The 22,533-nt window shown below is 58.5% G+C and carries 25 protein-coding genes; 16 read left to right on the forward strand and 9 right to left on the reverse strand.

The window, feature by feature from the left end:
- Positions 1-91 precede the first annotated feature (91 nt).
- Positions 92-472, reverse strand: a complete 381-nt coding sequence (locus ABNP46_RS13205) for a diacylglycerol kinase (RefSeq protein ID WP_349918373.1) — start codon at positions 470-472, stop codon at positions 92-94.
- A gap of 164 nt (positions 473-636) precedes the next feature.
- Between ABNP46_RS13205 and ABNP46_RS13210 the strand changes: the two genes are divergently transcribed.
- On the forward strand, positions 637-1,701 hold the full coding sequence (locus ABNP46_RS13210) for a 3-deoxy-7-phosphoheptulonate synthase (protein WP_349918374.1): 1,065 nt from the start codon (positions 637-639) through the stop codon (positions 1,699-1,701).
- Positions 1,702-1,707: 6 nt separating this feature from the next.
- Positions 1,708-2,166, forward strand: coding sequence for an aminoglycoside 6'-N-acetyltransferase (gene aac(6'), locus ABNP46_RS13215; protein ID WP_349918376.1), 459 nt, complete (start codon positions 1,708-1,710; stop codon positions 2,164-2,166).
- A gap of 22 nt (positions 2,167-2,188) precedes the next feature.
- On the opposite strand, the gene ABNP46_RS13220 is transcribed toward aac(6'), so the two are convergent.
- From ABNP46_RS13220 to ABNP46_RS13230, 3 genes are all read right to left on the reverse strand, one after another.
- Positions 2,189-2,974, reverse strand: a complete 786-nt coding sequence (locus ABNP46_RS13220) for an ATP-binding cassette domain-containing protein (protein ID WP_349918377.1) — start codon at positions 2,972-2,974, stop codon at positions 2,189-2,191.
- A complete protein-coding gene (gene btuC, locus ABNP46_RS13225) occupies positions 2,961-3,968 on the reverse strand; it encodes a vitamin B12 ABC transporter permease BtuC (protein WP_349918378.1) in 1,008 nt (335 codons plus the stop codon). The genes ABNP46_RS13220 and btuC overlap by 14 nt, the downstream gene beginning before the upstream one ends.
- A gap of 81 nt (positions 3,969-4,049) precedes the next feature.
- Complete coding sequence (locus tag ABNP46_RS13230) at positions 4,050-4,799, reverse strand: substrate-binding periplasmic protein (RefSeq protein ID WP_349918380.1); 750 nt, start codon at positions 4,797-4,799, stop codon at positions 4,050-4,052.
- A 113-nt stretch (positions 4,800-4,912) separates the two neighbouring features.
- Between ABNP46_RS13230 and ABNP46_RS13235 the strand changes: the two genes are divergently transcribed.
- Together ABNP46_RS13235 and tapW are read left to right on the forward strand one after the other, a co-directional pair.
- The gene (locus ABNP46_RS13235) at positions 4,913-5,269 is read left to right on the forward strand and encodes a DMT family protein (RefSeq protein ID WP_349918382.1); all 357 of its coding nucleotides are present in this window, start codon (positions 4,913-4,915) and stop codon (positions 5,267-5,269) included.
- A 53-nt stretch (positions 5,270-5,322) separates the two neighbouring features.
- Positions 5,323-6,462: a type IVa pilus ATPase TapW gene (tapW, locus tag ABNP46_RS13240; protein WP_349918383.1), complete on the forward strand. Its 1,140-nt coding sequence runs from the start codon at positions 5,323-5,325 to the stop codon at positions 6,460-6,462.
- A 108-nt stretch (positions 6,463-6,570) separates the two neighbouring features.
- Here tapW and ABNP46_RS13245 read toward each other — a convergent pair whose 3' ends face one another.
- Genes ABNP46_RS13245 through ABNP46_RS13255 form a run of 3 tightly spaced genes read right to left on the reverse strand, consistent with a single transcriptional unit; the run spans position 6,571 to position 9,351 of the window.
- Complete coding sequence (locus tag ABNP46_RS13245; protein ID WP_349918385.1) at positions 6,571-6,813, reverse strand: FeoC-like transcriptional regulator; 243 nt, start codon at positions 6,811-6,813, stop codon at positions 6,571-6,573.
- Between the two features lie 43 nt (positions 6,814-6,856).
- Entirely contained in the window at positions 6,857-9,127 is a 2,271-nt protein-coding gene (feoB, locus tag ABNP46_RS13250; protein ID WP_349918386.1) for a Fe(2+) transporter permease subunit FeoB, read from the reverse strand.
- Positions 9,124-9,351, reverse strand: coding sequence for a FeoA family protein (locus ABNP46_RS13255; protein WP_349918387.1), 228 nt, complete (start codon positions 9,349-9,351; stop codon positions 9,124-9,126). The genes feoB and ABNP46_RS13255 overlap by 4 nt, the downstream gene beginning before the upstream one ends.
- Before the next feature lie 118 nt (positions 9,352-9,469).
- On the opposite strand from ABNP46_RS13255, the gene ABNP46_RS13260 reads away from it, so the two are divergent.
- From ABNP46_RS13260 to ABNP46_RS13290, 7 genes are all read left to right on the forward strand, one after another.
- Positions 9,470-9,799, forward strand: a complete 330-nt coding sequence (locus ABNP46_RS13260) for a translation initiation factor (RefSeq protein WP_349918388.1) — start codon at positions 9,470-9,472, stop codon at positions 9,797-9,799.
- A 266-nt stretch (positions 9,800-10,065) separates the two neighbouring features.
- Positions 10,066-10,623 carry a TMEM165/GDT1 family protein gene (locus ABNP46_RS13265; RefSeq protein WP_349918390.1) on the forward strand — a complete coding sequence of 186 codons (558 nt, stop codon included), beginning with the start codon at positions 10,066-10,068 and terminating at the stop codon, positions 10,621-10,623.
- Between the two features lie 218 nt (positions 10,624-10,841).
- Positions 10,842-11,780 (forward strand): DUF2157 domain-containing protein, encoded by a 939-nt coding sequence (locus tag ABNP46_RS13270; protein ID WP_349918392.1) that lies wholly within the window; start codon positions 10,842-10,844, stop codon positions 11,778-11,780.
- 72 nt (positions 11,781-11,852) lie between these two features.
- Positions 11,853-12,872, forward strand: coding sequence for a DUF4401 domain-containing protein (locus ABNP46_RS13275; RefSeq protein WP_349918393.1), 1,020 nt, complete (start codon positions 11,853-11,855; stop codon positions 12,870-12,872).
- A gap of 52 nt (positions 12,873-12,924) precedes the next feature.
- Positions 12,925-13,425, forward strand: a complete 501-nt coding sequence (locus tag ABNP46_RS13280) for a GDYXXLXY domain-containing protein (RefSeq protein WP_349918395.1) — start codon at positions 12,925-12,927, stop codon at positions 13,423-13,425.
- Positions 13,426-13,715: 290 nt separating this feature from the next.
- Complete coding sequence (locus ABNP46_RS13285) at positions 13,716-14,474, forward strand: substrate-binding periplasmic protein (protein ID WP_349922484.1); 759 nt, start codon at positions 13,716-13,718, stop codon at positions 14,472-14,474.
- A gap of 205 nt (positions 14,475-14,679) precedes the next feature.
- The gene (locus ABNP46_RS13290) at positions 14,680-14,841 is read left to right on the forward strand and encodes a hypothetical protein (protein ID WP_349918397.1); all 162 of its coding nucleotides are present in this window, start codon (positions 14,680-14,682) and stop codon (positions 14,839-14,841) included.
- Between the two features lie 283 nt (positions 14,842-15,124).
- Here ABNP46_RS13290 and ABNP46_RS13295 read toward each other — a convergent pair whose 3' ends face one another.
- Both ABNP46_RS13295 and ABNP46_RS13300 read right to left on the reverse strand, forming a co-directional pair.
- Positions 15,125-15,400: a hypothetical protein gene (locus ABNP46_RS13295; RefSeq protein ID WP_349918398.1), complete on the reverse strand. Its 276-nt coding sequence runs from the start codon at positions 15,398-15,400 to the stop codon at positions 15,125-15,127.
- A gap of 119 nt (positions 15,401-15,519) precedes the next feature.
- Positions 15,520-16,533, reverse strand: coding sequence for a diguanylate cyclase (locus ABNP46_RS13300; RefSeq protein WP_349918400.1), 1,014 nt, complete (start codon positions 16,531-16,533; stop codon positions 15,520-15,522).
- Between the two features lie 1,198 nt (positions 16,534-17,731).
- Here ABNP46_RS13300 and ABNP46_RS13305 point away from each other — a divergent pair.
- The 5 genes from ABNP46_RS13305 to ABNP46_RS13325 all read left to right on the forward strand — a co-directional run bounded on the left by ABNP46_RS13305 (position 17,732) and on the right by ABNP46_RS13325 (position 21,918).
- The gene (locus ABNP46_RS13305) at positions 17,732-18,547 is read left to right on the forward strand and encodes a hypothetical protein (RefSeq protein WP_349918401.1); all 816 of its coding nucleotides are present in this window, start codon (positions 17,732-17,734) and stop codon (positions 18,545-18,547) included.
- A gap of 16 nt (positions 18,548-18,563) precedes the next feature.
- Positions 18,564-18,869 (forward strand): hypothetical protein, encoded by a 306-nt coding sequence (locus tag ABNP46_RS13310; RefSeq protein WP_349918403.1) that lies wholly within the window; start codon positions 18,564-18,566, stop codon positions 18,867-18,869.
- An 84-nt stretch (positions 18,870-18,953) separates the two neighbouring features.
- A complete protein-coding gene (locus ABNP46_RS13315) occupies positions 18,954-19,259 on the forward strand; it encodes a hypothetical protein (RefSeq protein ID WP_349918405.1) in 306 nt (101 codons plus the stop codon).
- 332 nt (positions 19,260-19,591) lie between these two features.
- A complete protein-coding gene (locus tag ABNP46_RS13320) occupies positions 19,592-21,211 on the forward strand; it encodes a DUF6119 family protein (RefSeq protein WP_349918407.1) in 1,620 nt (539 codons plus the stop codon).
- A gap of 41 nt (positions 21,212-21,252) precedes the next feature.
- Positions 21,253-21,918, forward strand: a complete 666-nt coding sequence (locus ABNP46_RS13325; RefSeq protein ID WP_349918408.1) for a DUF4145 domain-containing protein — start codon at positions 21,253-21,255, stop codon at positions 21,916-21,918.
- Positions 21,919-22,533 lie beyond the last annotated feature (615 nt).

Genomic DNA, 22,533 nt, shown 5'->3' on the forward strand with positions numbered 1-22,533 from the left:
AGGGTTGGGGATGAGGGGAAAAAGGGACGCCCCTCACCCTGCTCTATTCCTGGCGTGAGAGGTGAAAACGTAATAGAAAATCGGGCCTTAACTACCACCAGCCGAGCAGGTTGCGGCCAATCAGCGCGCCCCAGACCAGGGCGTTGAGGGCCAGCGCGATAAAGACGGCGGCGGAGCCGAGATCCTTGGCGCGGCCGGAGAGCTCGTGATGCTCGGAACCGACGCGGTCCACCACCGCTTCGATGGCGGAGTTGAGCACCTCGACGATCACCACCAGCCAGCTGATGACGATGAGCAGCAGCACCTGATTGAGGGAGTCCCCGAGCCAGCAGGCCAGCGGCATCAACAGCAGCACCAGCACCAGCTCCTGACGGAAGGCGGCCTCGTTGATCCAGGCTGATTTGAGCCCCTTCATGCTGTAACCGGTTGCGTTGATGATACGGGTTAACCCGGTCGCGCCTGGCTTTGCCACGATAACTACCTCATTGAAATGGCTTTTGGGCTCACATCCTAGCAGAGGCGCGATGGTTTCCATCAGGGGGTTTTTGCTTTATTTTATCCCTCTGCCTTTTCGGCACTGCATTTATCAGGGCCTGCCCATGGCGGTCCACACCACCTATTCGAGAATTGAGTCGTATGTCCATTCACACCGATGAATTGCGCACCCGCCGCCTGGAGTCCCTGATCACTCCGAGCGAGCTGGCGCACGCCTTCCCCATCAACGACCAGATCGCCCAGAACCTGCTGGACGCCCGCCGGGAGGTGGAAGCCATTCTCGCCGGTGAGGATCAGCGCCTGCTGGTCATCGTCGGCCCCTGCTCCATCCACGATCCCGTCGCCGCCCACGAATATGCCCAGCGCCTCAACGCCTTGCGCGAGCAATACAAGCAGAGCCTGTGCATCGTCATGCGCACCTATTTCGAGAAGCCGCGCACCATCGTCGGCTGGAAGGGGCTCATCAACGATCCGCGCCTGGATGGCAGCTTCGACGTCAACGAGGGGCTGAAACTCGCTCGCAAACTGCTGGTGGACATCAACGCCCTCGGCATGCCCACCGCCACCGAGTTCCTCGACATGGTGACCGGCCAGTACATCAGCGATCTCATCACCTGGGGCGCCATCGGTGCGCGCACCACCGAGTCTCAGGTTCACCGCGAGATGGCCTCCGCCCTCTCCTGCCCGGTCGGCTTCAAGAACGGCACCGACGGCAACACTCGCATCGCCATCGATGCGGTGCGCGCCGCCCGTCACAGCCACATCTTCTACTCCCCGGACAAGGACGGCAAGATGACCATCTACCGTACCGCCGGCAACCCCTTCGGTCACGTGATCCTGCGCGGCGGCCATCGGCCGAACTACGACACCGCCAGTGTCGATGAGGCGTGCGAGGCGCTGGCCGATGTGGGCCTGCCCGAGCGGCTGGTGGTGGATTTCAGCCACGGCAACAGCATGAAGGATCACCGCCGCCAGCTGCTGGTGGCCCAGGATATCTGCGATCAGCTGCGCCGCGGCCGTACCGGCATCGCCGGCATCATGGCCGAGAGCTTCCTGGTGGAAGGGCGTCAGGATGTGGAGAACGGCTGCGCCGCCACCTTCGGCCAGAGCATCACCGATGCCTGCCTGTCGTGGAGCGATACCGAGACCCTGCTGGCCATGCTGGCCGAGGCCGCCCAGGTACGGCTGGACAAGCGGCAGGCCTGAGTTCTGATGACAAACGCCAACTGGCGGATAGTCCCCCTCGACGAGATGCGGCTGGCCCAGTGGGCAACCCTGCGCCAGCAGCTGTGGCCGCACCACGGGATGGCGGCATATCTGCAGGAAGGGGCCGAGCTGCTGTCCCATGCTCATCTCAACGCCTTTCTGGTGCTGGATGCGCAGAACCAGGCGGTGGCCTTTGCCGATGCGGCCCTGAGCCACGATTACGTGAACGGCTGCGAGAGCAGCCCTGTGGTCTATCTGGCAGGTGTCTATGTGCAGCCGGCCTCGCGTCGACGCGGGTTGGCCCAAGCCTTGATAGCCCAAGTGGCGCAGTGGGGCCGCGAGCTGGGTTGTCGCGAGCTGGCCTCCGATGCCGCTATCGACAATCTGGCCTCGCAGCAGTTGCACCAGCGACTCGGCTTTGCCGAAACGGAGCGGGTCGTCTTCTTCAAAAAGGCCCTTGGCTGACGCCAGGGGCCTTTCTTGTTTCTCACAGGCTTGGCATAAACCAGACCCGGCCATCCGCCTCGATGCGATCCGTCTTTATCTGGAACACCCGTGCCAGCAGTGCTTCATCGATAATATCGACGCCCCCCTCGGCCACCAGCGCCCCCTCTTGCAGGCAGAGGATCCGATCCGCCCAGTCAATGGCCAGGTTGATGTCATGAATGGCGATCACCACCAGCAGCCCCTGCCGGGAGAGGCGCTGGAGCAGCCGCAACAGGGCCAGCTGGTGATGCAGATCCAGCCCCGCCAGGGGTTCGTCCAGCAACAGCACCCTGCCTGCCGGGTTGAGCCCGGGCCAGATCTGCAGCAGGGTGCGGGCGATCAGCACCCGCTGTTGCTCACCGCCGGAGAGGCGGCTGAAATCCCGCGCCAGCAGGGCATCGAGTTCCAGTTCGCGGCACAGGGCGAGCACCGCCTGATTGCGGGCATCGGGTTCGGCCGCCTCATCCAGCCCCAGGCTCAGCACCTGAAACACCGGGATATGAAACAGCTGGGGTTGACGCTGTGGCAGCATGGCGCGCTGCCTGGCAAGCTCTGGCCAGCTCATGTCCAATATGGACTGCCCATCCAGCAGCACATTCCCCTGCGAAGGCAGGAGCCCGGCCAGGGCGCCGAGCAGGGTCGACTTGCCGCTGCCATTGGGGCCGAGCAGGGCCACCAGTTGCCCCCCCTGCCACGCCAGATCCAGTGGGGCCAGCCGCGCGGGAATGGTCACGGCGCGGGCCGCCAGCACGGGTGAGGACTCAGCAAAAGCGTTAACGGGCGACATCGGCATCTTGCCTCAACAGCAGGTAGATAAAGAGCGGCGCCCCCACCGAGGCGGTGATGACCCCGATGGGCAGCTCGCCGGCATCGAGGGCGGAGCGGGCGATGAGATCGGCCCCGAGCAGCAGGGCCCCGCCACCGAGGGCCGAGGCTGGCAGCAGAAAGCGCTGATCGCTGCCGCCACACAGGCGCAGCAGATGGGGCACCACCAGGCCGACGAAACCGATGACCCCGCACAGGGCCACCGCGAGGCCGGTGAGCAGGCAGACCGCCAGCACCAGTTGCACCCGCACCCTGTCCACGTCCAGCCCCATCAGGCGAGCCTGGGTCTCCCCCAGCAGCAACTGTTGCAAGGCCCGCCCCTGCAGGCAGAGCCAGCCGAGGGTCAGCGGCAGCACCAGCCACCACCAGCCAAGCTGCTGGCTGCCATAGGAGAGGCTGCCCATCATCCAGAACATGAATTCCCGCAAGGAGGCGTCATCGGCGAAATACATCAGCCAGGTCATGGCGGCATTGGTAAGGATCCCGATGGCGACCCCGAACAGCAGCAAGCGGGTGTGGCCGAGGCGGGCGCGGCGGGCCAGCCGGATCAGCATCATGGTCACCAGCAGGGCGCCACCGAAGGCGGCAAGGGACAAGCCCCAACCCGGCAGATAGACCCCGAGGGTGCGGGCCACCGCCATGGCTATCATGGCGGCAAGCCCTGCCCCGCTCGAGACGCCGAGCAGACCGGGCTCCGCCACCGGGTTGTGCAGCATCACCTGCAGCACGGCGCCGCCACAGGCGAGCGCCGCCCCCGCCAGCAGTGCCAGCAGGGCGCGCGGTAGGCGCAAGTCCAGCAGGATGCGCTGCTCCAGCTCGCTCATGGGGTGCCAGGGCAGCAGCACAAACTCCCCCCAGGCGAGGGAGAACACGAACAGCAGCAAGGTGAGCAGCAGCAGGGCAAGCAGCCAATAACGCTGCCAGCGCTGCTGGCGATGGATGAGAGCGAGATACAAGCGGGATCCCCGATGAGAGAGATGCGACCCAAAGCGGGCCGCCAGCAAGGGTGCATGATACCAGCGCCTGACCACCCGAGGTCAAGGGTGGTAAGGCTTGGCCAGGGTCTCTATCTCGCCGCTGGTCACCATCTCCTTGAGGGCCTTCACCAGGGCCGGGGCCAGATCATGATGGGGTGAGCGCTTGCTGATCCCGAGGTAAAGCACCACCGGGGACGGCGGCTGATAGTCCGCCTTGAGGAGGGCGCCAGCGTTGCGCTTGCTCAGGGCGTAATCCACCTGGCAGTCGGTGCCTATCATCAGCGGCAGGTGGCCACGTTCCACCATGCGTTGCAACTGGGATTCGGTCGGTACGCCGTGCTTGTCGATCCCGGGGTCGTCATCGAAGGGATCAAAGTAGGCAGAATTGAGGACATAGCCCACCTCGCGTCCACGCAGATCCTCGTACTGCCGGATGCCGAGCACGGCCCCGGCCTTGCCGTAGAAGGCGGGGCGGCACTGATAGTAGGCCGGTTGCAGGTAATCGATGAAGGCCGCCCGCTCTGGGGTGTGGGCCAGCCCTATCATCAGGTCAGTCTGGCCGGTCTGCATCTGCTTGAGGGCTCGCCCCCAGGGCACCCGCTTGAGCTCGAGGCTGACACCGCTGCGAGCCTGCAGCCGGCGCAGGATATCGATATCCAGCCCATAAAAGTGCCCATCCTGCGCCAGCATGCGAAAAGGGGGCCACACATCCGTCGCCACCGTCAGGGTCGGCGCACCGCTGGCCGCCATGGCCACAGGCGCCATGCAGGCAAACAGCAGACCAAGCACTCCCCAGCTTGTCTTGCCCATCCATCTCAGCCTTCTGTTGTCTTCATCCTTGTGCGCTAAAAATACCCTCAAGCCCCACTTATGGAAACCCATGGAGTCGAGATAAAATGCGCTTGATTTCAAAGGAGAACCTAATGAACCCTATCATCACCAGCATAGGCCTGCTCATCTGCAGCAATGTCTTCATGACCTTCGCCTGGTATGCCCATCTCAAGAGCATGAACCACAAGCCCTGGATCATCGCCGCGCTGGTCAGTTGGGGCATCGCCCTGTTCGAGTATCTGTTGCAGGTGCCTGCCAACCGCATCGGCCACACCGTGTTGTCGGTCGGTCAGCTCAAGATCCTGCAGGAGGTGATCACCCTCACCGTGTTCGTTCCCTTCTCCATCTTCTATCTGAAAGAAGACCTGAAATGGGACTACCTCTGGGCCGGCCTCTGCATCCTCGGCGCGGTATTTTTTGTGTTTCGCGAGAAACTCACCGGCATCTGAGCCTGTACACTCAACCACAGTCCCCACCGCATCCCTTTGAGCAAGAGGCCCCCATGGAATTGCGAGACATGTTACAGACGCTGGCCAAGCAGGATGGCTCCGACCTCTATCTCTCCACCGGCGCTCCCCCGTGCGCCAAGTTCAACGGCGCACTGCGCCCCTTGAGCGAGACCCCCCTCGGGCCCGGAGACGTGGCGAAGATTGCCGACGACATCATGGATGCGGAGCAAAAGCAGCAGTTCGAGAAGGAGCTGGAGATGAACCTCGCCATCTCCCTGCCCCAGGTCGGCCGCTTTCGCATCAACATCTTCAAGCAGCGCAACGAAGTCTCGCTGGTGGCGCGCAACATCAAGACCGAGATCCCCCGCTTCGAGGATCTCAAGCTCCCTCCCGTGCTGCTCGACACCATCATGGAGAAGCGCGGCCTGGTGCTGTTCGTCGGCGGCACGGGCTCGGGCAAGTCGACCTCGCTGGCGGCCCTCATCGACCATCGCAACCGCAACCATAGCGGCCACATCATCACCATCGAGGATCCGGTGGAGTTCGTCCATCGCCACCGCAAGAGCATCATCAACCAGCGGGAGGTGGGCGTGGACACCCGCAGCTTCCACGCCGCCCTGAAGAACACCCTGCGCCAGGCACCGGATGTCATCCTCATCGGGGAAATTCGTGACCGCGAGACCATGGAACATGCCCTCGCCTTCTCCGAGACCGGGCACCTGGCCATCTCCACCCTGCACGCCAACAACGCCAACCAGGCGCTGGATCGCATCATCAACTTCTTCCCCGAGGAGCGCAGGGCCCAGCTGCTCAACGATCTGGGCAACAACCTGCAGGCGTTCGTCTCCCAGCGGCTGGTGAAGACGCTGGACGGCGGACGGCGGGCGGCGGTGGAGATCATGCTCGGCACCCACACCATTCGGGATCTCATCAAGCGTGGCGAGTTTGCCAGCCTCAAGGAGATCATGGAGAAATCCCGGGCCCTTGGCATGGTCACCTTCGACACCGCCCTGTTCGATCTGGTGGTGGAAGGGGCCATCGATGAAGAGGAGGCGCTGAAGAACGCCGACTCCGCCAACAACCTGCGACTCAAGATCAAACTGTGGCGGGAGAAGGGGCAGATCCTCGGCAGCGCCGATGCCAGCAGCTGGAGCCTGGAACCCACCAAGGATGGGCAGCAGGATCTCTTGTAGCCCGTGCCGATGACAGATGAAGGGATCTGCAGAATATAAAAAGGGAACCGACATGGTTCCCTTTTTCGTGTTCAGGCAGTGATAAACAGGGTGACGAGACTGGCCTCGTCAGCTCTTTTGCACCAGGCCTATCTGGCCCGGCTCACACCACTCGAACATCACCTCCTGGTGCTTGCCGCAGCAGCTGCCGCCGCAAACCCGGCTCTCGCGCTTGGCGACACGGCCCTTGCGCATCCAGACCCCCAGCATGGCCTCCACCGCATCTTCCGAGGTGTGGAAGTGGCGGGCCAGATCGGCCCGGCTCACCTTCTGCCGTTGCGCCAGGTAGTCACCCAGTTCACGCAGGATCATGGCTGGTTCTCCTCTTGCTGTTGGCGAGTCGCGGCAAGCTGGCTCACAGGGCCATCACCTTGCGACCCGCGATGTCGCCGTGACGACGACCCAGCCACCAGAGCAGCACCAGGGACAGACCGTAGAAGGCCAGCCACAGCAGGCTCTGCTCGGGGTGGGCCGCAAAGGTCGCCAGCTGATAGAAGACGGTGGCGCACATGAAGGCCAGGTAGTTGCACCAGGCGGCGGTGAACAGGGCCCACTGGCGGCCGGTCTCTCGCACCAGGGCGCCCATGGCGGCGGCGCACGGCATGTAGAGCAGCACGAACAGCAGGTAGGCGAAGGCACCGGCCACCCCGTCGAAGTGGGTCTGCATGTTGCCGTAGGTGGAGGTGTCGACCTCCTGCTCCTCGGCCGCGACCTGCTGATCTTCCAGGTCCCCGACCTTGATCCCCATGGGGTCGGTCGGATCGATGCCGGCGAGGTTGGCGGGTATGGTGGCGAGCGCTTCCTGCAGGCTGCCGAGCAGGGAGTATTCACTCTCCTCATCATCCCCTGTGCTGCCGGCATACAGGCTGTTCAGGGTCGCGACCACGGCCTCCTTGGCGAAGATGCCGGTGAGGATACCCACGGTCGCCTGCCAGTTCTCTTCCCGCACACCGATGGGGTGCAGCACCGGGGTCACCGTCTGGCTGAGCTTGCTCAGCACCGAGTTTTCCTTGTCCTGGTTGCCGAAGCTGCCGTCGGTACCGAGGGAGTTGAGCACGCTCAGCACCGCCACCATCAGCACTATGGTCTTGCCCGCGCCGAAGATGAAGGCCTTGAGCTTTTGCCAGGTGCGCAGCGCCACGTCCACCGGACGGGGCCACTCGTAGTCCGGCATCTCCATCACCATGGAATCGCTCTTGCCCGGCAGCAGGGTGCTGCGCAGGAAGAGGCCGGTGAGCACCGCCGCCAGGATACCGATGAGGTAGAGACCGAACACCAGGTTCTGACCCGATTCCGGGAAGAAGGCCACCGCGAACAGGGCGTAGACCGGCAAGCGGGCGCCGCAGGACATGAAGGGCGCCATGGCCGAGGTCATCAGCCGCTCACGCTCGGAGTTGAGGGTGCGGGTCGCCATCACCGCCGGCACGGTGCAGCCAAAGCCCATCAGCATGGGCACGAAGGCCTTGCCAGGCAGGCCGAGACGGCGCATCAGGGCGTCCACCACGAAGGCGGCGCGGGCGAGGTAGCCCGAGCTCTCCAACACGGCGAGGAACAGGAACAGGCAGCCCACCACGGGGATGAAGGTGGCCACCGTCTGCAGACCGGCGCCGACGCCGTCCCCCAGCACCGCATCCAGCCAGGCTGGGGCGCCCACCAGGCCGAGCAGGTGGTGCACCCCGTCCACGAACAGGGCTCCCCCCATGATGTCGAAGAAGTCGATGAAGGCGCTGCCCACGTTGATGGCGAACATGAACATCAGATACATCACCAGCAGGAAGAAGGGGATGCCCACCCAGCGATTGAGCAGCGCCTTGTCCAGCCATTCGCTCTGGGCGATGGTGAGCTTGCCCTGCTGCTTGCATGCCTGCTGGCACCAGTGATGGATGTGGCCGTAACGCAGGTCGGCCAGCTGCAGATCGATGTCTTGGGCGCGATGGGCCCGGCTTACCAGATTGTTGACGGCGGCCTGTTGACCGGCCTGCACCGTCTCCTGCATGGCATCGTCCTCTTCCAGCAGGCGCAGGGCGCGGCCGCGGGCGTTGAGGTGATGGGGGGCGAGCAGGGTCTCAAGCTCGGCGATGTCCGCCTCCAGCGGCTGGCCGTAGTCGAGCACCAGGGCCGGAGCAACCTTGCCGACGAAGCCCTGGATCTGTGCCTTGAAGGCCGCCACCTGCTGGCGGTTGTGGGCGGAGAGCGACACCACGGGGCAACCCAGGGCCTCGCTCAGCAGGGATTCGTCTATGGTGACGCGGCGCTTTTGCAGCAGATCCATCTTGTTGAGCACCACCACCATGGGCAGGCCCAGTTCACGCAGTTGCAGGGTGAGGTAGAGAGAGCGCTCCAGATTGGCGGCGTCGATGACGTTGAGCAGCAGATCCGGCTGCTGACCCTCGACGAAGCGGCTGGCGATCTGCTCGTCCAGGCTCGCCTCCTGATTGGCGAGGGCGTAGATGCCGGGCAAGTCCATCAGCTGATAGTCGTGATCCCCTGCGGAGAACTCGCCCATCTTCTTGTCGACGGTGACCCCGCTCCAGTTGCCCACCTGCTGGCGGGCACCGGTGAGGGCGTTGAACAGGGATGTCTTGCCGCTGTTGGGATTACCGACGGTGACCAGGTTGTAACTCATACCGGTTCCACCTCGATTTGCCGTGCCAGGCTCTTTTGCATGGAGAGACAGATGCCCTGACACTGGATCTGAAGCGGATCCCCGAGCGGAGCCGCCCGCAGGAAAATGACCTCGGTCTGGGGCAAGAGGCCCATCACCATCAACTTGCGTCGCAACGGGCGCGTCAACTGATTCATGTTCTTGATGCGAGCACTCTGCCCCGGCGACAACTGCGTGAGTACCATGACGGACTCCTGATGATAAACAAGAATAATTCGCTTTTAGTCCGGGAATTATAAGCTGTGCCCCCAAGATTTATTTGCGTAAAATCAAACTCCGTTCAGCTAATCCACAAGAACTGCCATGACCCCAGACAATAACAGCCGCCTGGTTTACAGCACGGATGGCGGCATGATCAAAGAGCAAACCGCCCCCCAAAACGCCTCCCCCTTCCCCACCGACGGGCTCGTTCGCATTCGACGCGAGACCAAGGGACGCAAGGGCGCCGGCGTCATCACCATCCACGGCGTGCCGCAGGATCAGCAGAAGAGCATCGCCACCCTGCTCAAGAAAAAGTGCGGCACCGGCGGGGGCTTGAAGGAAGGGATCATCGAGATCCAGGGTGACAAACGGGAACTTATCAAGGCCGAACTGGAGAAGGCGGGTTTCAGCGTCAAGCTGGTTGGCGGCTAGCCCCCGGCTTTTTCATCCTTGTTTCCCTCCCCCTTTTTCCCTAGAATGCCCGCTCCCATCGAGGGGGAGTAGTCTCGCGGCCGGTCGGCTTTTGCCCAGTCCGACCCGCGATCCTGATCAACACACTTGGTGCCAACTCACCATGGTCAGGGTGATCCGGGGAACGCCGGATTTGACAAGACCTTTGACGGGCCAGTGCCAATACCGGGGACGGATGGCGCAGGCTTGTCTCAGGTATAACAATTCCGTCCCCCGGTTACTTTTTTATGGAAGCCTTGTTGACCTCAACCCTGAGCGTGGCCATCGCCGAAATCGGCGACAAGACCCAGCTCCTGGCGTTGCTGCTTATCTGTCGTTTTCGAAAACCCTGGCCCATCATCGCCGGCATGCTGGTGGCGACCCTGCTCAACCACGCGGGGGCCGCCTGGATTGGGGGCTTCATCAGCCGCTGGCTGGATCCCCATCTCATGACCTGGCTGGTGGCCGCCGCCTTCATCGCCATGGCGATCTGGATCCTGGTGCCGGACAAGATGGACGACGAAGAGAGCTCGCTGGACAAATACGGTCCCTTCATGGCGACCTTCGTGCTCTTCTTCATCGCCGAGATTGGCGACAAGACCCAGATAGCCACCGTGCTGCTGGCCGCCAAGTACGACTCCCTCACCCAGGTGATCGCCGGGACCACCCTCGGCATGATGCTGGCCAACGTGCCCGTGGTGCTGCTCGGCAAGCTCGGTGCCGACAAGCTGCCCCTCAAGGGGATCCGCATCGCCTGCGCCATCCTCTTCGTGGGACTGGGCATCAGCACCCTCATCTTCGTCTGAGACGGGCCGCCATAGGCTGCCGGGGTCAGCGTGAGCACTGACCGATGGCACCAGAGGCCCCACCCTCATCAGCCCCGCACACCGCGGGGCTTTTTGTAGGCATTCCCTGAACCCCGCGCCCCCCTGTCGCAACCCCTCTGACAGGGTCTGCCCCCCATCACGTTGCCGTGCCATAATGCGACAAATACAAGGACAGACAGGCACTTGGGAGCCTTGCCATGCACTTCACCTCAAGACAGACCCTGCTCGACTGGGTCAGGCGTGGCAGCCTGGCCCCCGAGCGACTGCCGGCGGCCCTCGCGCTGCTGGATCTCCCCCCCAGTGCCCAGCGCTGGCAGTGGTTGTTCGACCGGCTGCTGCTCTGGCTCGGCAGCCTCTGCCTCGGCGCCGGGCTGGTGTTCTTCGTCGCCTTCAACTGGCAGGAGCTGGGCCGCCTCTCCCGCCTCGCCCTGCTGGAGCTGCCCCTGCTCGCCATGCTGGTGCTGCTGTGGAAGCGGCCCATGACGGGGGGCGCGCGCCAGGCCCTGCTGCTGGCCGTCGCCCTCAACATCGGGGCCCTGCTGGCCCTGGTGGGCCAGACCTACCAGACCGGTGCCGATCCCTGGCAGCTGTTCGCCACCTGGGCCCTGTTGCTCACGCCCCTGGCGGCGCTCGGCACCAGCCCCCTGCTCTGGACCCTCTGCTGGTTGCTCGGCCAACTGGCCCTGGTGCTCTATTGGCGCCTCGGCCTGTTTGACTTTTTCTTCGCCTTCGACGAGGAGGCCCTCGGCTGGAGCCTCTCCCTGTTCAACCTCGCCCTCTGGGGCGCCCTCATCCCGGCGCCCGCCCGATGGGGGCTGATGCCCTCCTGGCTGGCGGGCCTGGCCGCCGGCCTTGGCATCACCCTGCTGACCCTGCTGGCGCTGTTTGACGCCGCCTCTCCCTGGGTCTGGCCCCTCTGGCTCGGCTGGCTCGCCGCCGCCTACCTGCGCTGGCATGGTCGCTTCATCGCCGGTCTCGCCATGGGATGCCTGAGCCTCATCGCCGTCATCCTGGCGGCGCTCGGCAAGTGGATGGAACCCGACATCAACGGCTTCCTCCTGCTCAGCCTCATCGCCATCGGCCTCTCGGTGGCCGCGAGCCGCTGGCTGCAACAACAACGGAGGCGTCATGGCTGAGTTCACTGGCTGGCAGCCCCGGCGCGCGCCCCTGGCGGCCACGTCACCGACCCTCATCACGGAGGCAATTCCATGTCCGAACTGACCCCCTGGCAGCGGCTGCAAGCCGCCCAGCTCGTCGAGGGGGGTGCCCCGAGGGATGAGCAGCCCCACTGGTCGAGCCGCTTCCTGCTCGGCGTGGTGGGCTGGCTGGCCGCCCTCTTCCTGCTGTTCTTCCTCTTCATGGCGCTGGAGTCCTGGATCCAGGAGGCGAACCACGCCCTCGCCACCGGCGCCGTGCTGATGGTGGCGGCCCTCGGTCTCAACCGCAGCGCATCGCGGGGCCCCCAGGCCAGCGATCTGCGGGATCAGTTCGTGCTGGCCCTGGCGCTGGCGGCGGACGCCTGGCTGCTCTACGGCCTGCTGGATCGGCTGGATCTGGACTCGGCCCCCCTCTGGTTCGGGCTCACCCTGCTGGCGCTGGCCATCGCCGCCCTGTTCGAGCACTGGCTGGTGCGGCTGTTCCACAGCTTCGCCGCCGCCATCCTGCTGGCCCTCGGTCTCGCCTGCCTCGGCCTGCAACTGCTGGCCCTGCCGCTGGTGATGGCCGCCCTCGCCGCCTGCTGGCTGCAGGCTGAACGCGACCCCAGGCGCCATCAGCTCTACGAGTCCCTGACCCTGGGACTGGCCCTTTCCCTGCTGGTGCTGGGCCGCCTGCATCACCCGCTCTGGGAGGGTGGCGCCAGCGTGCTCGACGAGCTCGGCGGCTCCCGCCTGCCCCTCTGGCTCAACCCCCTGCTCTGCGCCGCCCTCCTGCTCGGGGTCATGGTGCGCCTCAAACTGCCCCTGCTCTGCGCCCTGCCGCTGGTGCTCATCAGCGCCATCATCCCCGGCATGGGGGCCGGTGCCCTGGTACTGGTGCTCGGCTTCTACGGCGGGAGCCTCGGCCTCATGACCCTGGCGGGCCTGCTGCTGCTGGGCTTTGGCTCCCTCTATTACTACGATCTGGGGCTCAGCCTGATGACCAAATCCTGGTTGCTGCTGGGCTCGGGGGCCCTGCTGCTCGGCGCTCGTCAGTGGTTGAAACTGCTTGGCACAAGGAAAACCTCATGAAACCACTACCACAATCCACCCCACCTCATATCTTGACCACAAAAGGCCCGACATGAAGCGTCTTGCACTGCTGCTGACCGGCCTCGCCATCCTGGTGGGGATCAATGCCACCGTCTGGCGCTTCGAACACGCCATGGCGAGCGGCGACGTGGTGCTGCTGCCCCTGGCGCCGGTCGATCCCCGCTCCCTGATGCAGGGGGACTACATGCGCCTGAACTATGCGCTGGCCCGTGAGATCGCCGGCTTGGGGCAGGACAAGCTCGCCGCCCTCGAGACCCTGGTTGTCCGCCTGGACGAGCATCAGGTGGCCCACTGGGTGGCAGACGGCAAGCCGGACGCACTGGCGGCCGATGAACGCCTGCTGCAGGTGCGCAGACAAGGCAACCAGTGGCGCATCGGGCCGGACGCCTACTTCTTCGAGGAAGGAACGGGGGAGCAGTTCGAGGCGGCCCGCTACGGGGAGTTCAGGTTGCAAGGTGACGGCTCCACCCTGCTGGTGGGGCTGCGAGACGCGGCCTTCAAGCCCATCGGCCCCAGCCGGGCGCGCTGGTAATCCCCTTGCGCCCACCAGTACCGTCATGAACTGGCGGTACTGCGGTTGGCCCGCCCGACGCCCCTCTGCCAGCCTGACTGCGCCTTGCCGCTTGCCCCTGCCCGACCAGCTTTGGCTGCCGAGTGCCATGGCCGAAATCCGACCTCCCCCTCCATCGCGATAACCATGTGCCGGGGCCGCAATCCGACCACCTCCTCCATGGCGGGTGGCGAAAGCCCGGGACTTGGCAACACTTGATGGGGATAACCTGCATCAGGAGGGTCTGGATGAGCAGAGTCACATCAGTTGTCATGGGCGCCGCGGCGCTCTTGCTCCCCCTGGCGCTCTTGCCGGGGCTGGCGGGCGAGGCCCGGGCCAGCCCGGCTCTCGGCCAATTGCAATATCTCACCGAGGAGTACAGACCCTACAACTTCAGCGATGAGAGGGGAGCCCCCACCGGGCTCGCCGTCGAGCTGCTGCAACTGGTGTGGCAGAAGACCAATACCCCGCCCCAGCCCATCACCATGCTGCCCTGGGCCAGGGGTTACTACCTGCTGACCCAGAAACCCAACGCCGTGCTCTTCTCCACCGCCCGCACCGAGGCCCGCAACCCGCTCTTCAAATGGGCCTGCCCCATCGGCTACGCCGAGATAGTGCTGATGGGGCTCGCCAAGCGAAACCTCAAGATCCGCAAGCTGGAAGATGCCCTGAACTACAACATCGGGGCGGTGCGCACCGACGTGGGAGAGCAGCTTTTGCTCAACAACGGCTTCGATGAGCAGAAGATCATGAGTGCCAACCGCCTCTCCCAGGCCCTGCGCATGCTCACCTCGGGCCGGGTCGATCTCATCTCCACCAACAAGACCACCCTGCAGGATCTCATCAAGGCCCAGCAGCTGGATCCCGCCCTGTTCACCGTGAGCTGGGTGTTGAGCTCCGAGCAGTTCTGCTACGCCTTCAGCCATCCGGTGGACGATGCCCTGGTCAAGGAGTTCCAGCACGGCCTGACCCAGGTGCTGGCAAGCAGCGACTTCCGGCTGCTGCAGGCCAAGTACTTCCCCCTCCCCTGACCGGCCTTCGCAGCCCCCCCCGATAGCTTTCAACCCCGCTGGCGCCGTTATGCGCCAGCGCCTTTTCTTGCGACGATGGTCGCGTCGCCTGCCCGCAGCCTGGTGCCCAGCACACCGGCTCCGGCACGGGCCATGAACACGGCAATGACTTTCCCCCCTCTGGCTGCACTCACGGGATGGGGGGGGTGAAAAGAGGAGGACCCGGGTGATCCCTGTGATGGGGAATGGACGCAGCTCTTTGAGCGACAAGGGGCTGGCAGAGCGCGGCAGGCTTGTTGACGGGCGGGATGCTGGCGGCGTCGAGCGTAGCGATGGCGACGGCGACGGCGACGGCGACGGCGACAACAGGATGCCCATCGCGGCATGACGACAGCTATTTATGGCTACCAAGGGGATTTGGCACAGTTAAACTACGAGGGAATAATGAAAAAACAAAGCACAAATCACCTGATAATTCACATCAAGGCAGTACAAGAAACTTTATAAAGTGGCTTGTTTCCGGCCAGGGGCCGTGTCTCCCACGCCACCAGGGCCCACAGGGTGCCTTTCAGCGTCTTCCCGGCGAGCAGATGCCCCCGCGAACAGGGCGCCGCGCCATGTCACGACCCTATCTGCCACAGCCCTATCTGCCACAACCTGTCTGCGTGATCCTATTTGACCCGCATCAGCCGGTGGCTCACCGCCCCCACCGGGAGCTCGATGGCTTGGGAACGCACCATCTCGTCCACCTGGCGCAGCATGGCCCCGTCATAGCCCTTGCGCACCATCCACTGCATGGGCTCCTCGAAGCTCCCCTCATTGACGACGAAGGTGTCGGTGTGGGTGTCGTGCAGTATGCTGACCACCCAGATCCGCTGCTGAAACTCCATCAGATCGGCGGCCTTTGCCGCCAGGGTGCGCACTGTGCTGATAAACCGGTTGGCCATGGTCGAGGCTGCCTGTGATGAGAAGAGCTGCATCCTAGCATCGCCGTCGTCGGGGCAACAATGCGCGGCATCAAGTCGGGGCGATCGGCCTTCACCGTCCCGCCTGTTCACCCGCTGGCTCAGCCCTGCGTGCGGCGCATCCGCTTGACCGCATACATGCTGGCATCTGCCAGACGTAAAGCTTCCTCGATGCTGGTCTCGGCGGGATTGACCGCCACCACCCCCACGCTGGCCCCGGGGTAATGCAACGTCTGGGCGGGCAGCGGCAACTGCAGCACGCTCTGCTCGAACAAACGACGCTGGAAGCGCAGCACCGCCAGCTCCTGCGCCTCCTCCTCTGGCAGCGGACCCATGCCCACCACCACGAACTCGTCCCCGCCGACCCGCGCCAGCAGATCGCCGCTGCGAAGGGCCGAGCCCAGCCGCTGCGCCACCGTAGTGAGCAGCAGATCCCCCGCCTCGTGGCCATGGGTGTCGTTGATCTGCTTGAAACCGTCGAGATCGATGAAGGCGACCAGCACGGGGTGGCCGGCCCGCGCCGACAGGGAGAACAGCAGCGGCAACTCCAGCATGAGGGCGCGGCGGTTGAGCTGTCCGGTCAGGGGATCGCTCAGCGCCTGACGCGACAGCTCCAGATTCGCCTGCTGCAACTGCACCAGCAGTTGCTCCCGCTCCACGTGCTCGGCGATGAGCATCGCGAAGAAGGCGATGAGCTGCTCGGAGCCCGGCACGCAGGGCTTCTGTTTGGCGCTGGCGGCGCACAGGGTGCCGTAGAGCGACCCCGAGGGCGTGCGCACCGGGCTGCTCAGGTAGGTGCGAATGCCGAGCTCTTGGGCGGCATCGGAATCCCCCCAGCAGTCGGCCACATTGCCCGTATAGAGGCGCCCCTCGTTCATGGCGCGCCGGCACAGGGTATCGCTCCAGTCCACCGAGAGCCCCTCCGGGATCTGCAACTCGGCCACGTTGCGGGCGAAGCGGATGTGTTGCCTCTCCTCCCCGAGGTCTATCTCGGTGAGGTAGGTCGACTCCAGTCCGGTCACCGCTTCCAGCATCTCCAGCAGCGGCCGGGTCAGGCTCTCCAGATCCCGCGCCCGGGTGACCTGTACAGACAGGGCCTGCAATATCTTGTCCATGCCTATCTCCAAGCTTGCATGTTATCCATGGATAACCTTACCCAAGCCGGGCATGACCCGACAAGCGAGAGCGGGCCTCAGCCCGGTAAAATTCCACCCTTTTCACACTTTGACGGCGCGCCGTCCGGGCTTTGCTTCGGCCCCCGACCCGGATGCAGCCATAATGTTGAGCCAGCGCAAATATTCATTCATTTCTGACGTTTAACTCATCAAAGTCATAGATCAGGCCAAGATGGCTCCGTAAGATGAGTCTGAACCTGACGCGAGCATACGGTTGGCGACGGTTCACGACGCACTCTGGCAGTCACAGTCAGGCGGCAGCGTCTCTGGCGGATGCCAGACCGGCATCCTGCGTCTCGGCGAGGGGCGAGGACGCCGTCCTCGACGGGGTTTCGGTGTGATCCCCTCTCCCCTTGCGGGAGAGGGTCAGGGTGAGGGGTCACTAGCCTCTTTTGGCACGGTTTCATCGCGTGAGACACGAGGACGCCGTACTCGATGGGGTTTCGCCGCCGCTGCGCGGCTGGGCGAGTGACTTTGGAAAGACCCAAAGTCACCAAAAGTCTTCTCCCCCACTTGTTCGCCCGCCTGCGTCGGGTTCCCCCGGTTCACCCTTTTGTCCCACGGCACGCGGCGATGGGCTTTGACCTCCACCATCCATGGCGTCGGTCAAAGTCCGCTGCGGACATCCTTGTCCTTGCGCCAAACCGGGTCGAGCGTTGCTCGTCCAATTCCGGTTTGGCCCCTGGCCCAGCGCCGCTCGCTCGGCGTCCTGCCTCGCGGCCTGGACAAACGGGCTCACCTCAGCGAACAACAGGGGGCAACGCCGAACCTTCAGTCCCGAGGCCAATCAACAGTACCCTGTGTATCCGGGGCTGTGATCGGGAGAGGCGTTATCTCTTATTCAGCCCCTCGATCACCAGCAGGGTGAGACCAGATTGTCGCCCCCATACAACAAGCAAAATCAGCTTGGTTGCATCGGTGAGGAAATGACGTTGATTACAGCAACATGCGGCAGACCGCATTATCGGGGAATGGCCTTATATTGAAAGCCTGATAGTGAACTATTTTGCCAAGATAACACTTATTTCTCGAACGTCCGATTACGCTTCGCTAACCAAACCTACGGCCTCGTTCTCATTAAGTAGTTGAACCCGAATAATAAAACAGAAAGTCACATATAACTAAGAGAGCATTAGAAATGAACGCCATTGTTAATTTCAGCAAGAGTGCATTTTTCGAGTTATTAATGTCTGCAGTTGAAGCATACACAATAAAACATAAAGAGAGTAAGGTCATCGCAGTTGAGACATATGCTCACCTTTGGGGTAAAATAAACAAAAAGACCCCACTAACATGTTATATAAACCATATTTCTGTAGAAACATCCGCAGTCAGAAGCAGAGATTCAGTAATAACTTACACAAAGTCATTAGAAATTAAAAAAGAAATAGCAGAGATGTTTGGCGAAGATTATGCGTATATAGGTAGTATGCATACGCACCCCTGGATTAATGGGGAATCGTTTAACAAAAGCATTATTTCTACCCCTGAATGTATTCGAAAGAACAAACTCTTCTACTTGAGCGACACTGACCACGAATCGGAATATGGAATTTCCTTTGAAGTCGGGAAAAGAAAATTTTCGGTTGCTGCTGTAATGACACTATTTTCCGCACAGCGAGCTACCGATAAAAAAGATAGCTACATATGTGACGATGGTATTATAGAGTTTTCTATTGGAAACTTGAAAATATGGATGTTCGTTCAAGCATTTCAGCACATAGAAAAATTTCATCTTTCCGACCAACAAATAAAAGATGTTAAAAAATTTAATTTAAACCTGTCTAACTATACCGACGACAATTTAATTCCTGTTCCAATAGCAACAGAATTGAACGGTTCTGATATTATGGATTGGATATTATTAAAACCATTTGGTCGAATTAACATAGCAGGAAACAACGCTGAGTACATAGATAAATCCACATCTGAGAAAAGAACTATTTATTTTTGATTGACAATATAAACCCATGCATCAAATGCTTAATGGAAAATGCCTCAACAATCCTATGAAAAACGATCTAATTGAAAATTTGAAGTCATTTAACCGTAAAGAGCGGTTTTATCTGGTTGGCCAAATGCTGGGAAACCCAGAGTTTCGCATGGATGACAAGCAGCTTGATGAGATATCTAGGTTAATCGGTTTCAAAATCCCCAGAGAATACTTTGCAGCGATGGATTATCATCTTGACTGGATTTATGCCAGCTTGTATCTCACTAAAAACAACACTACGGGTCGCGTAAAACGCAATTTCATAGAAGAAAATGGAATTTAAATCGACTATCAGATATCAGGAACGCAAGAGGATGTCGACTTTCTTCTTGCCTTTGCCGATCATGAAAACACAACCCATATTGTGATGATTGAAGCTAAAGGCGACAGCTACTTTAGCAATGGTCAGCTAGATAGCAAAAACAAACGATTCAAGGCTATTTTCGGTAACGAAAATACATGGCCCAAGGTCAGGCCTCATTTTTTAATATGCAGCCCTAAAAAACCACAAAAGATAAACATAGAAGAACCAATCTACTTTATGTTTAAAAACTTTACATTACCTTGGCTTGAGCTAGATATGGGCAATGGAAAAAACAAAGTCACTCGATGTGATGAAAATAAAAAACCATCTAACAATGGTGAACATTGGAAAGTTGAAAGTCGCTCTTAAAAATATCTATGCAACTTATATCACTCATTATTCCTATCCTATCCTATCCTATCCTGGCAATGATCGGGCGGATTATTATCTCAGAGCCAGCACATCGCCCACCCCATGACAAGGTCAGATTGTCGCCCCCATGAAACGGGAATCATCGACATAGTTTCATAGGTGAAAAACATTGTGAGTGCAGCAACAAGCGGAACACATCCCTATCGGGAAGCGGCTTTATATTAAAGGCCCGATAGTGAATACTCAGACGTGACATAACTATATTTATAGAACACCAGGCCACTCTTCACCAATAGACCATTTAAAACCGAAGGGAAACGAATCACTATATGGATATAAAATACAATATATATCGAATCAGCAATGAAAACTTAAAGAAGCTAGAGCAAAGTCTTGATAAAACAGGACTAAAAAAGCAAAAAACAAAATCTTATAAAAATTTCATTTCCACCTTCTATTTTTCAGAAGAGCAAGATGGTAATGACGTTTGGTGGATTAATTCTTATAAGTCATTTCTGAACGATCCCAAAATAACACCAAAAAATCTATTCCATTATGGACTACTCATATCAAAGCCTAAATCAAAGAGGAAGAGGTTTTCGTATTTAGTGAGCTTAGGTAAATCTCATTTTTATCTAGGTAAATACATAGAACGTGATTTTGGAATCAATCTTGCAATCAGAATGGCTAATGAAGAGTCAACGCTTTTAAAGAAAAGCACTTACTTTGCCAACATAAAAACAGGAGAAATGTCGTCTTATAATAAATTTATAAAAGATAACTATGACCCTGGAGAATCTGTTGACCATTTGAAAGCTAAAGCTAGAAATATAGAGGAGTGGGGCGAACGAAATATTATTTTTTCTGATTCAGTTCAAATCAGTGCAAACATTCCTCCCGAACAAATTGATTCATTGCTTGAGAAAATCGAGCAGAATATGATGAAAGGTGAGGTTATATCACTGCCAAAACTAGAACCAGTTAAAGATATTGACTTGAAAAATGAGTTGGATAAAAACTTACTCAATGCAATTAGAGAAGGAAAATCATCATTCTCTTTGTCAGAATTTGAAGTGCTCGGTGGGCATATAACTTTAACATCTGATGAATTCAACTACTCTATTTACACAAAATCCAGTCGTGAACCAGAAGAGAACTTACAAGAACTAGGGCAAACATTAGAAAAAGAAAGCATTGTAAAATATCTAATAAAATTAGACAAAAAAATCCCAATTTCCGATATAAAAATAAAATTTCATCATGAGAGTATGGCTAGAAGGAGTAAATGTCTAAAAGAGGCCATAGATTTTTCTTTTACATTTAATAATCAGCAATACTTATTGCGGCACGGTGCATGGTTTGTTTTTAATAGCACATTCATGCAATATTTAGAACGTTCAATAAATAAGATCCCGCTATCTGCTCGAGACAATATTATTGAGTCAGACTATCTTTCTTGGAAAAAAGAAAAAGAAGAGGAAATTCAGCGCTCACCTGACTCTGTTGAAAACAAAATCACATATCGAGAATATTACTTCAATAAAAAACTATGTAAGCTTCATAACTATGAACTTCTTGACAGAAAAACAGAGCAAGTAAAATCAATAAAGGCAAATGCTCAAGATTATAAAGTCGAGATTGCAGATTTATACGATGCAAAAAATGGTGAGGTAATAGCATTAAAAATATCTGACGATATGAGCGAACTCATTTATAACATAACTCAATCTTTAACTGCTTTAGAGCTACATAAAAAAGCATTTGTGGGTACTGGCAGAGACATAAAAAAGGCATCTCTTTGGTTTGTTTTTCAGAAAGAGATTAACCAGTTAACTGATATTAACTCAATAAACTTTCTGCTTTCTCTAGAGCATTGGAGAAAAAGTATTTTGGCTCTAGGATTCGAGATCGGTATATACATATCTCAACATATAAAAGAGACCACTTAAGAAAGAATTAATATTTTCTATTTTTATCAGTAGGGATATGTATGTCTGAAGAAAACTTCAAAATTGAAAAGGCGCACTGCAATGGGTGCTTACATGAAACCAAACACTTTGTAATTGCTGAACGTTCAAACGGTGGAAGTGAACTTGCGGATAAAAGTGATCCATACTGTGATTACGAGATAAGTTGGAATACAACATATAAAATGCTAGAGTGTTGTGGTTGTGAAAACATATCACTACAAAGACGATTTTATTTCTCTGAATTTGATGGTGTGAAAGAAGAATACTACCCTCCACAAATCTCTCGTCAATTGCCAAAATGGCATGATGAAATCCCCTCTGATTGGTCAGAAATGTTGAAAGAAGTCTATACAGCACTGCATGCAGATAGCAGACGTTTAGCTCTCATGGGGGCAAGAACATTAATTGACATGTTTATGAATGACCAATTAGGAGATATCGGCAACTTTGCTCAAAAGATGAGCAAGCTGGAATCTGATGGGCTAATAAGCAAGCCTAATAAAGTTATATTAAATGCAGTTCTTGAAATTGGACATGCTGCAACCCATCGTGGACACAAGGCCAGAGCTCATGAAGTTAGCCAAGTGATGGACATAGTTGAAAACTTACTTCATGGCTATGTTCTAAAGGATGCAGCTCAAGACTTGGAAAATAAAATACCAAAACGGAGAATAGGAAAAATTTAATAAAAACAGCCGTCTCGGCTGCGGTTTTTTATTCCTGATTTCTATCTAGCCAACCCCTTGCACAGCTCTCCTCCTACGGCGTAATAAACAGTCGACCAGAAAGATAAAGCCACGGGCGGGCACGGTATTGGATCCCCCTGCAAACCGCCGAGTCGAGTTCAACGGGTCAGGAGCGCCATCAGGGATGATGGCGCAGCCGCAGCCGGCACAGGGATGTGCCGTCTGCGGCGCTCCGTCCGACCCGTTGGACGAGACGAGGGAACCCGCGAAGCGGGCGGTTTGCCGGGGGAGAAGACTTTTGGTGACTTTTGGTCTTTCAAAAGTCACTCGCCAAGCCGCGCAGCGGCGGCGAAACCTCTTCGAGGGCAGCCCCTCGCGTCCTGCATGGCGAAGCCATGCCATTAAGGCGTTGGACGACATGCAACCGAACCAAGGAATGACGTTAGCTCCCCTCACCCTGGCCCTCTCCCACAAGGGGAGAGAGGATCAGAGCGCAGACCACCGGGGCTTAAGCAGAGCGCAGAGGCTTAAAAGGTGTCGAGGGAAAAGGCACAAACAAAAACCGCAGCCCTAGGGCTGCGGTTTTTTATTGGCTCAACCGGTTGGCGCGAGCAG

Source organism: Aeromonas veronii, from assembly GCF_040215105.1.
Lineage (GTDB): Bacteria > Pseudomonadota > Gammaproteobacteria > Enterobacterales > Aeromonadaceae > Aeromonas > Aeromonas veronii_G.

Excerpts from the sequence above, each read along its gene's own strand:
- ABNP46_RS13210 (WP_349918374.1), top strand. The coding sequence starts at position 637 with ATGTCCATTCACACCGATGAATTGCGCACCCGCCGCCTGGAGTCCCTG.
- ABNP46_RS13220 (WP_349918377.1), bottom strand. The coding sequence starts at position 2,974 with ATGTCGCCCGTTAACGCTTTTGCTGAGTCCTCACCCGTGCTGGCGGCC.
- ABNP46_RS13230 (WP_349918380.1), bottom strand. The coding sequence starts at position 4,799 with ATGGGCAAGACAAGCTGGGGAGTGCTTGGTCTGCTGTTTGCCTGCATG.
- ABNP46_RS13235 (WP_349918382.1), top strand. The coding sequence starts at position 4,913 with ATGAACCCTATCATCACCAGCATAGGCCTGCTCATCTGCAGCAATGTC.
- tapW (WP_349918383.1), top strand. The coding sequence starts at position 5,323 with ATGGAATTGCGAGACATGTTACAGACGCTGGCCAAGCAGGATGGCTCC.
- ABNP46_RS13245 (WP_349918385.1), bottom strand. The coding sequence starts at position 6,813 with ATGATCCTGCGTGAACTGGGTGACTACCTGGCGCAACGGCAGAAGGTG.
- feoB (WP_349918386.1), bottom strand. The coding sequence starts at position 9,127 with ATGAGTTACAACCTGGTCACCGTCGGTAATCCCAACAGCGGCAAGACA.
- ABNP46_RS13255 (WP_349918387.1), bottom strand. The coding sequence starts at position 9,351 with ATGGTACTCACGCAGTTGTCGCCGGGGCAGAGTGCTCGCATCAAGAAC.
- ABNP46_RS13260 (WP_349918388.1), top strand. The coding sequence starts at position 9,470 with ATGACCCCAGACAATAACAGCCGCCTGGTTTACAGCACGGATGGCGGC.
- ABNP46_RS13265 (WP_349918390.1), top strand. The coding sequence starts at position 10,066 with ATGGAAGCCTTGTTGACCTCAACCCTGAGCGTGGCCATCGCCGAAATC.
- ABNP46_RS13270 (WP_349918392.1), top strand. The coding sequence starts at position 10,842 with ATGCACTTCACCTCAAGACAGACCCTGCTCGACTGGGTCAGGCGTGGC.
- ABNP46_RS13275 (WP_349918393.1), top strand. The coding sequence starts at position 11,853 with ATGTCCGAACTGACCCCCTGGCAGCGGCTGCAAGCCGCCCAGCTCGTC.
- ABNP46_RS13280 (WP_349918395.1), top strand. The coding sequence starts at position 12,925 with ATGAAGCGTCTTGCACTGCTGCTGACCGGCCTCGCCATCCTGGTGGGG.
- ABNP46_RS13285 (WP_349922484.1), top strand. The coding sequence starts at position 13,716 with ATGGGCGCCGCGGCGCTCTTGCTCCCCCTGGCGCTCTTGCCGGGGCTG.
- ABNP46_RS13295 (WP_349918398.1), bottom strand. The coding sequence starts at position 15,400 with ATGGCCAACCGGTTTATCAGCACAGTGCGCACCCTGGCGGCAAAGGCC.
- ABNP46_RS13300 (WP_349918400.1), bottom strand. The coding sequence starts at position 16,533 with ATGGACAAGATATTGCAGGCCCTGTCTGTACAGGTCACCCGGGCGCGG.
- ABNP46_RS13305 (WP_349918401.1), top strand. The coding sequence starts at position 17,732 with ATGAACGCCATTGTTAATTTCAGCAAGAGTGCATTTTTCGAGTTATTA.
- ABNP46_RS13310 (WP_349918403.1), top strand. The coding sequence starts at position 18,564 with ATGCATCAAATGCTTAATGGAAAATGCCTCAACAATCCTATGAAAAAC.
- ABNP46_RS13315 (WP_349918405.1), top strand. The coding sequence starts at position 18,954 with ATGATTGAAGCTAAAGGCGACAGCTACTTTAGCAATGGTCAGCTAGAT.
- ABNP46_RS13320 (WP_349918407.1), top strand. The coding sequence starts at position 19,592 with ATGGATATAAAATACAATATATATCGAATCAGCAATGAAAACTTAAAG.
- ABNP46_RS13325 (WP_349918408.1), top strand. The coding sequence starts at position 21,253 with ATGTCTGAAGAAAACTTCAAAATTGAAAAGGCGCACTGCAATGGGTGC.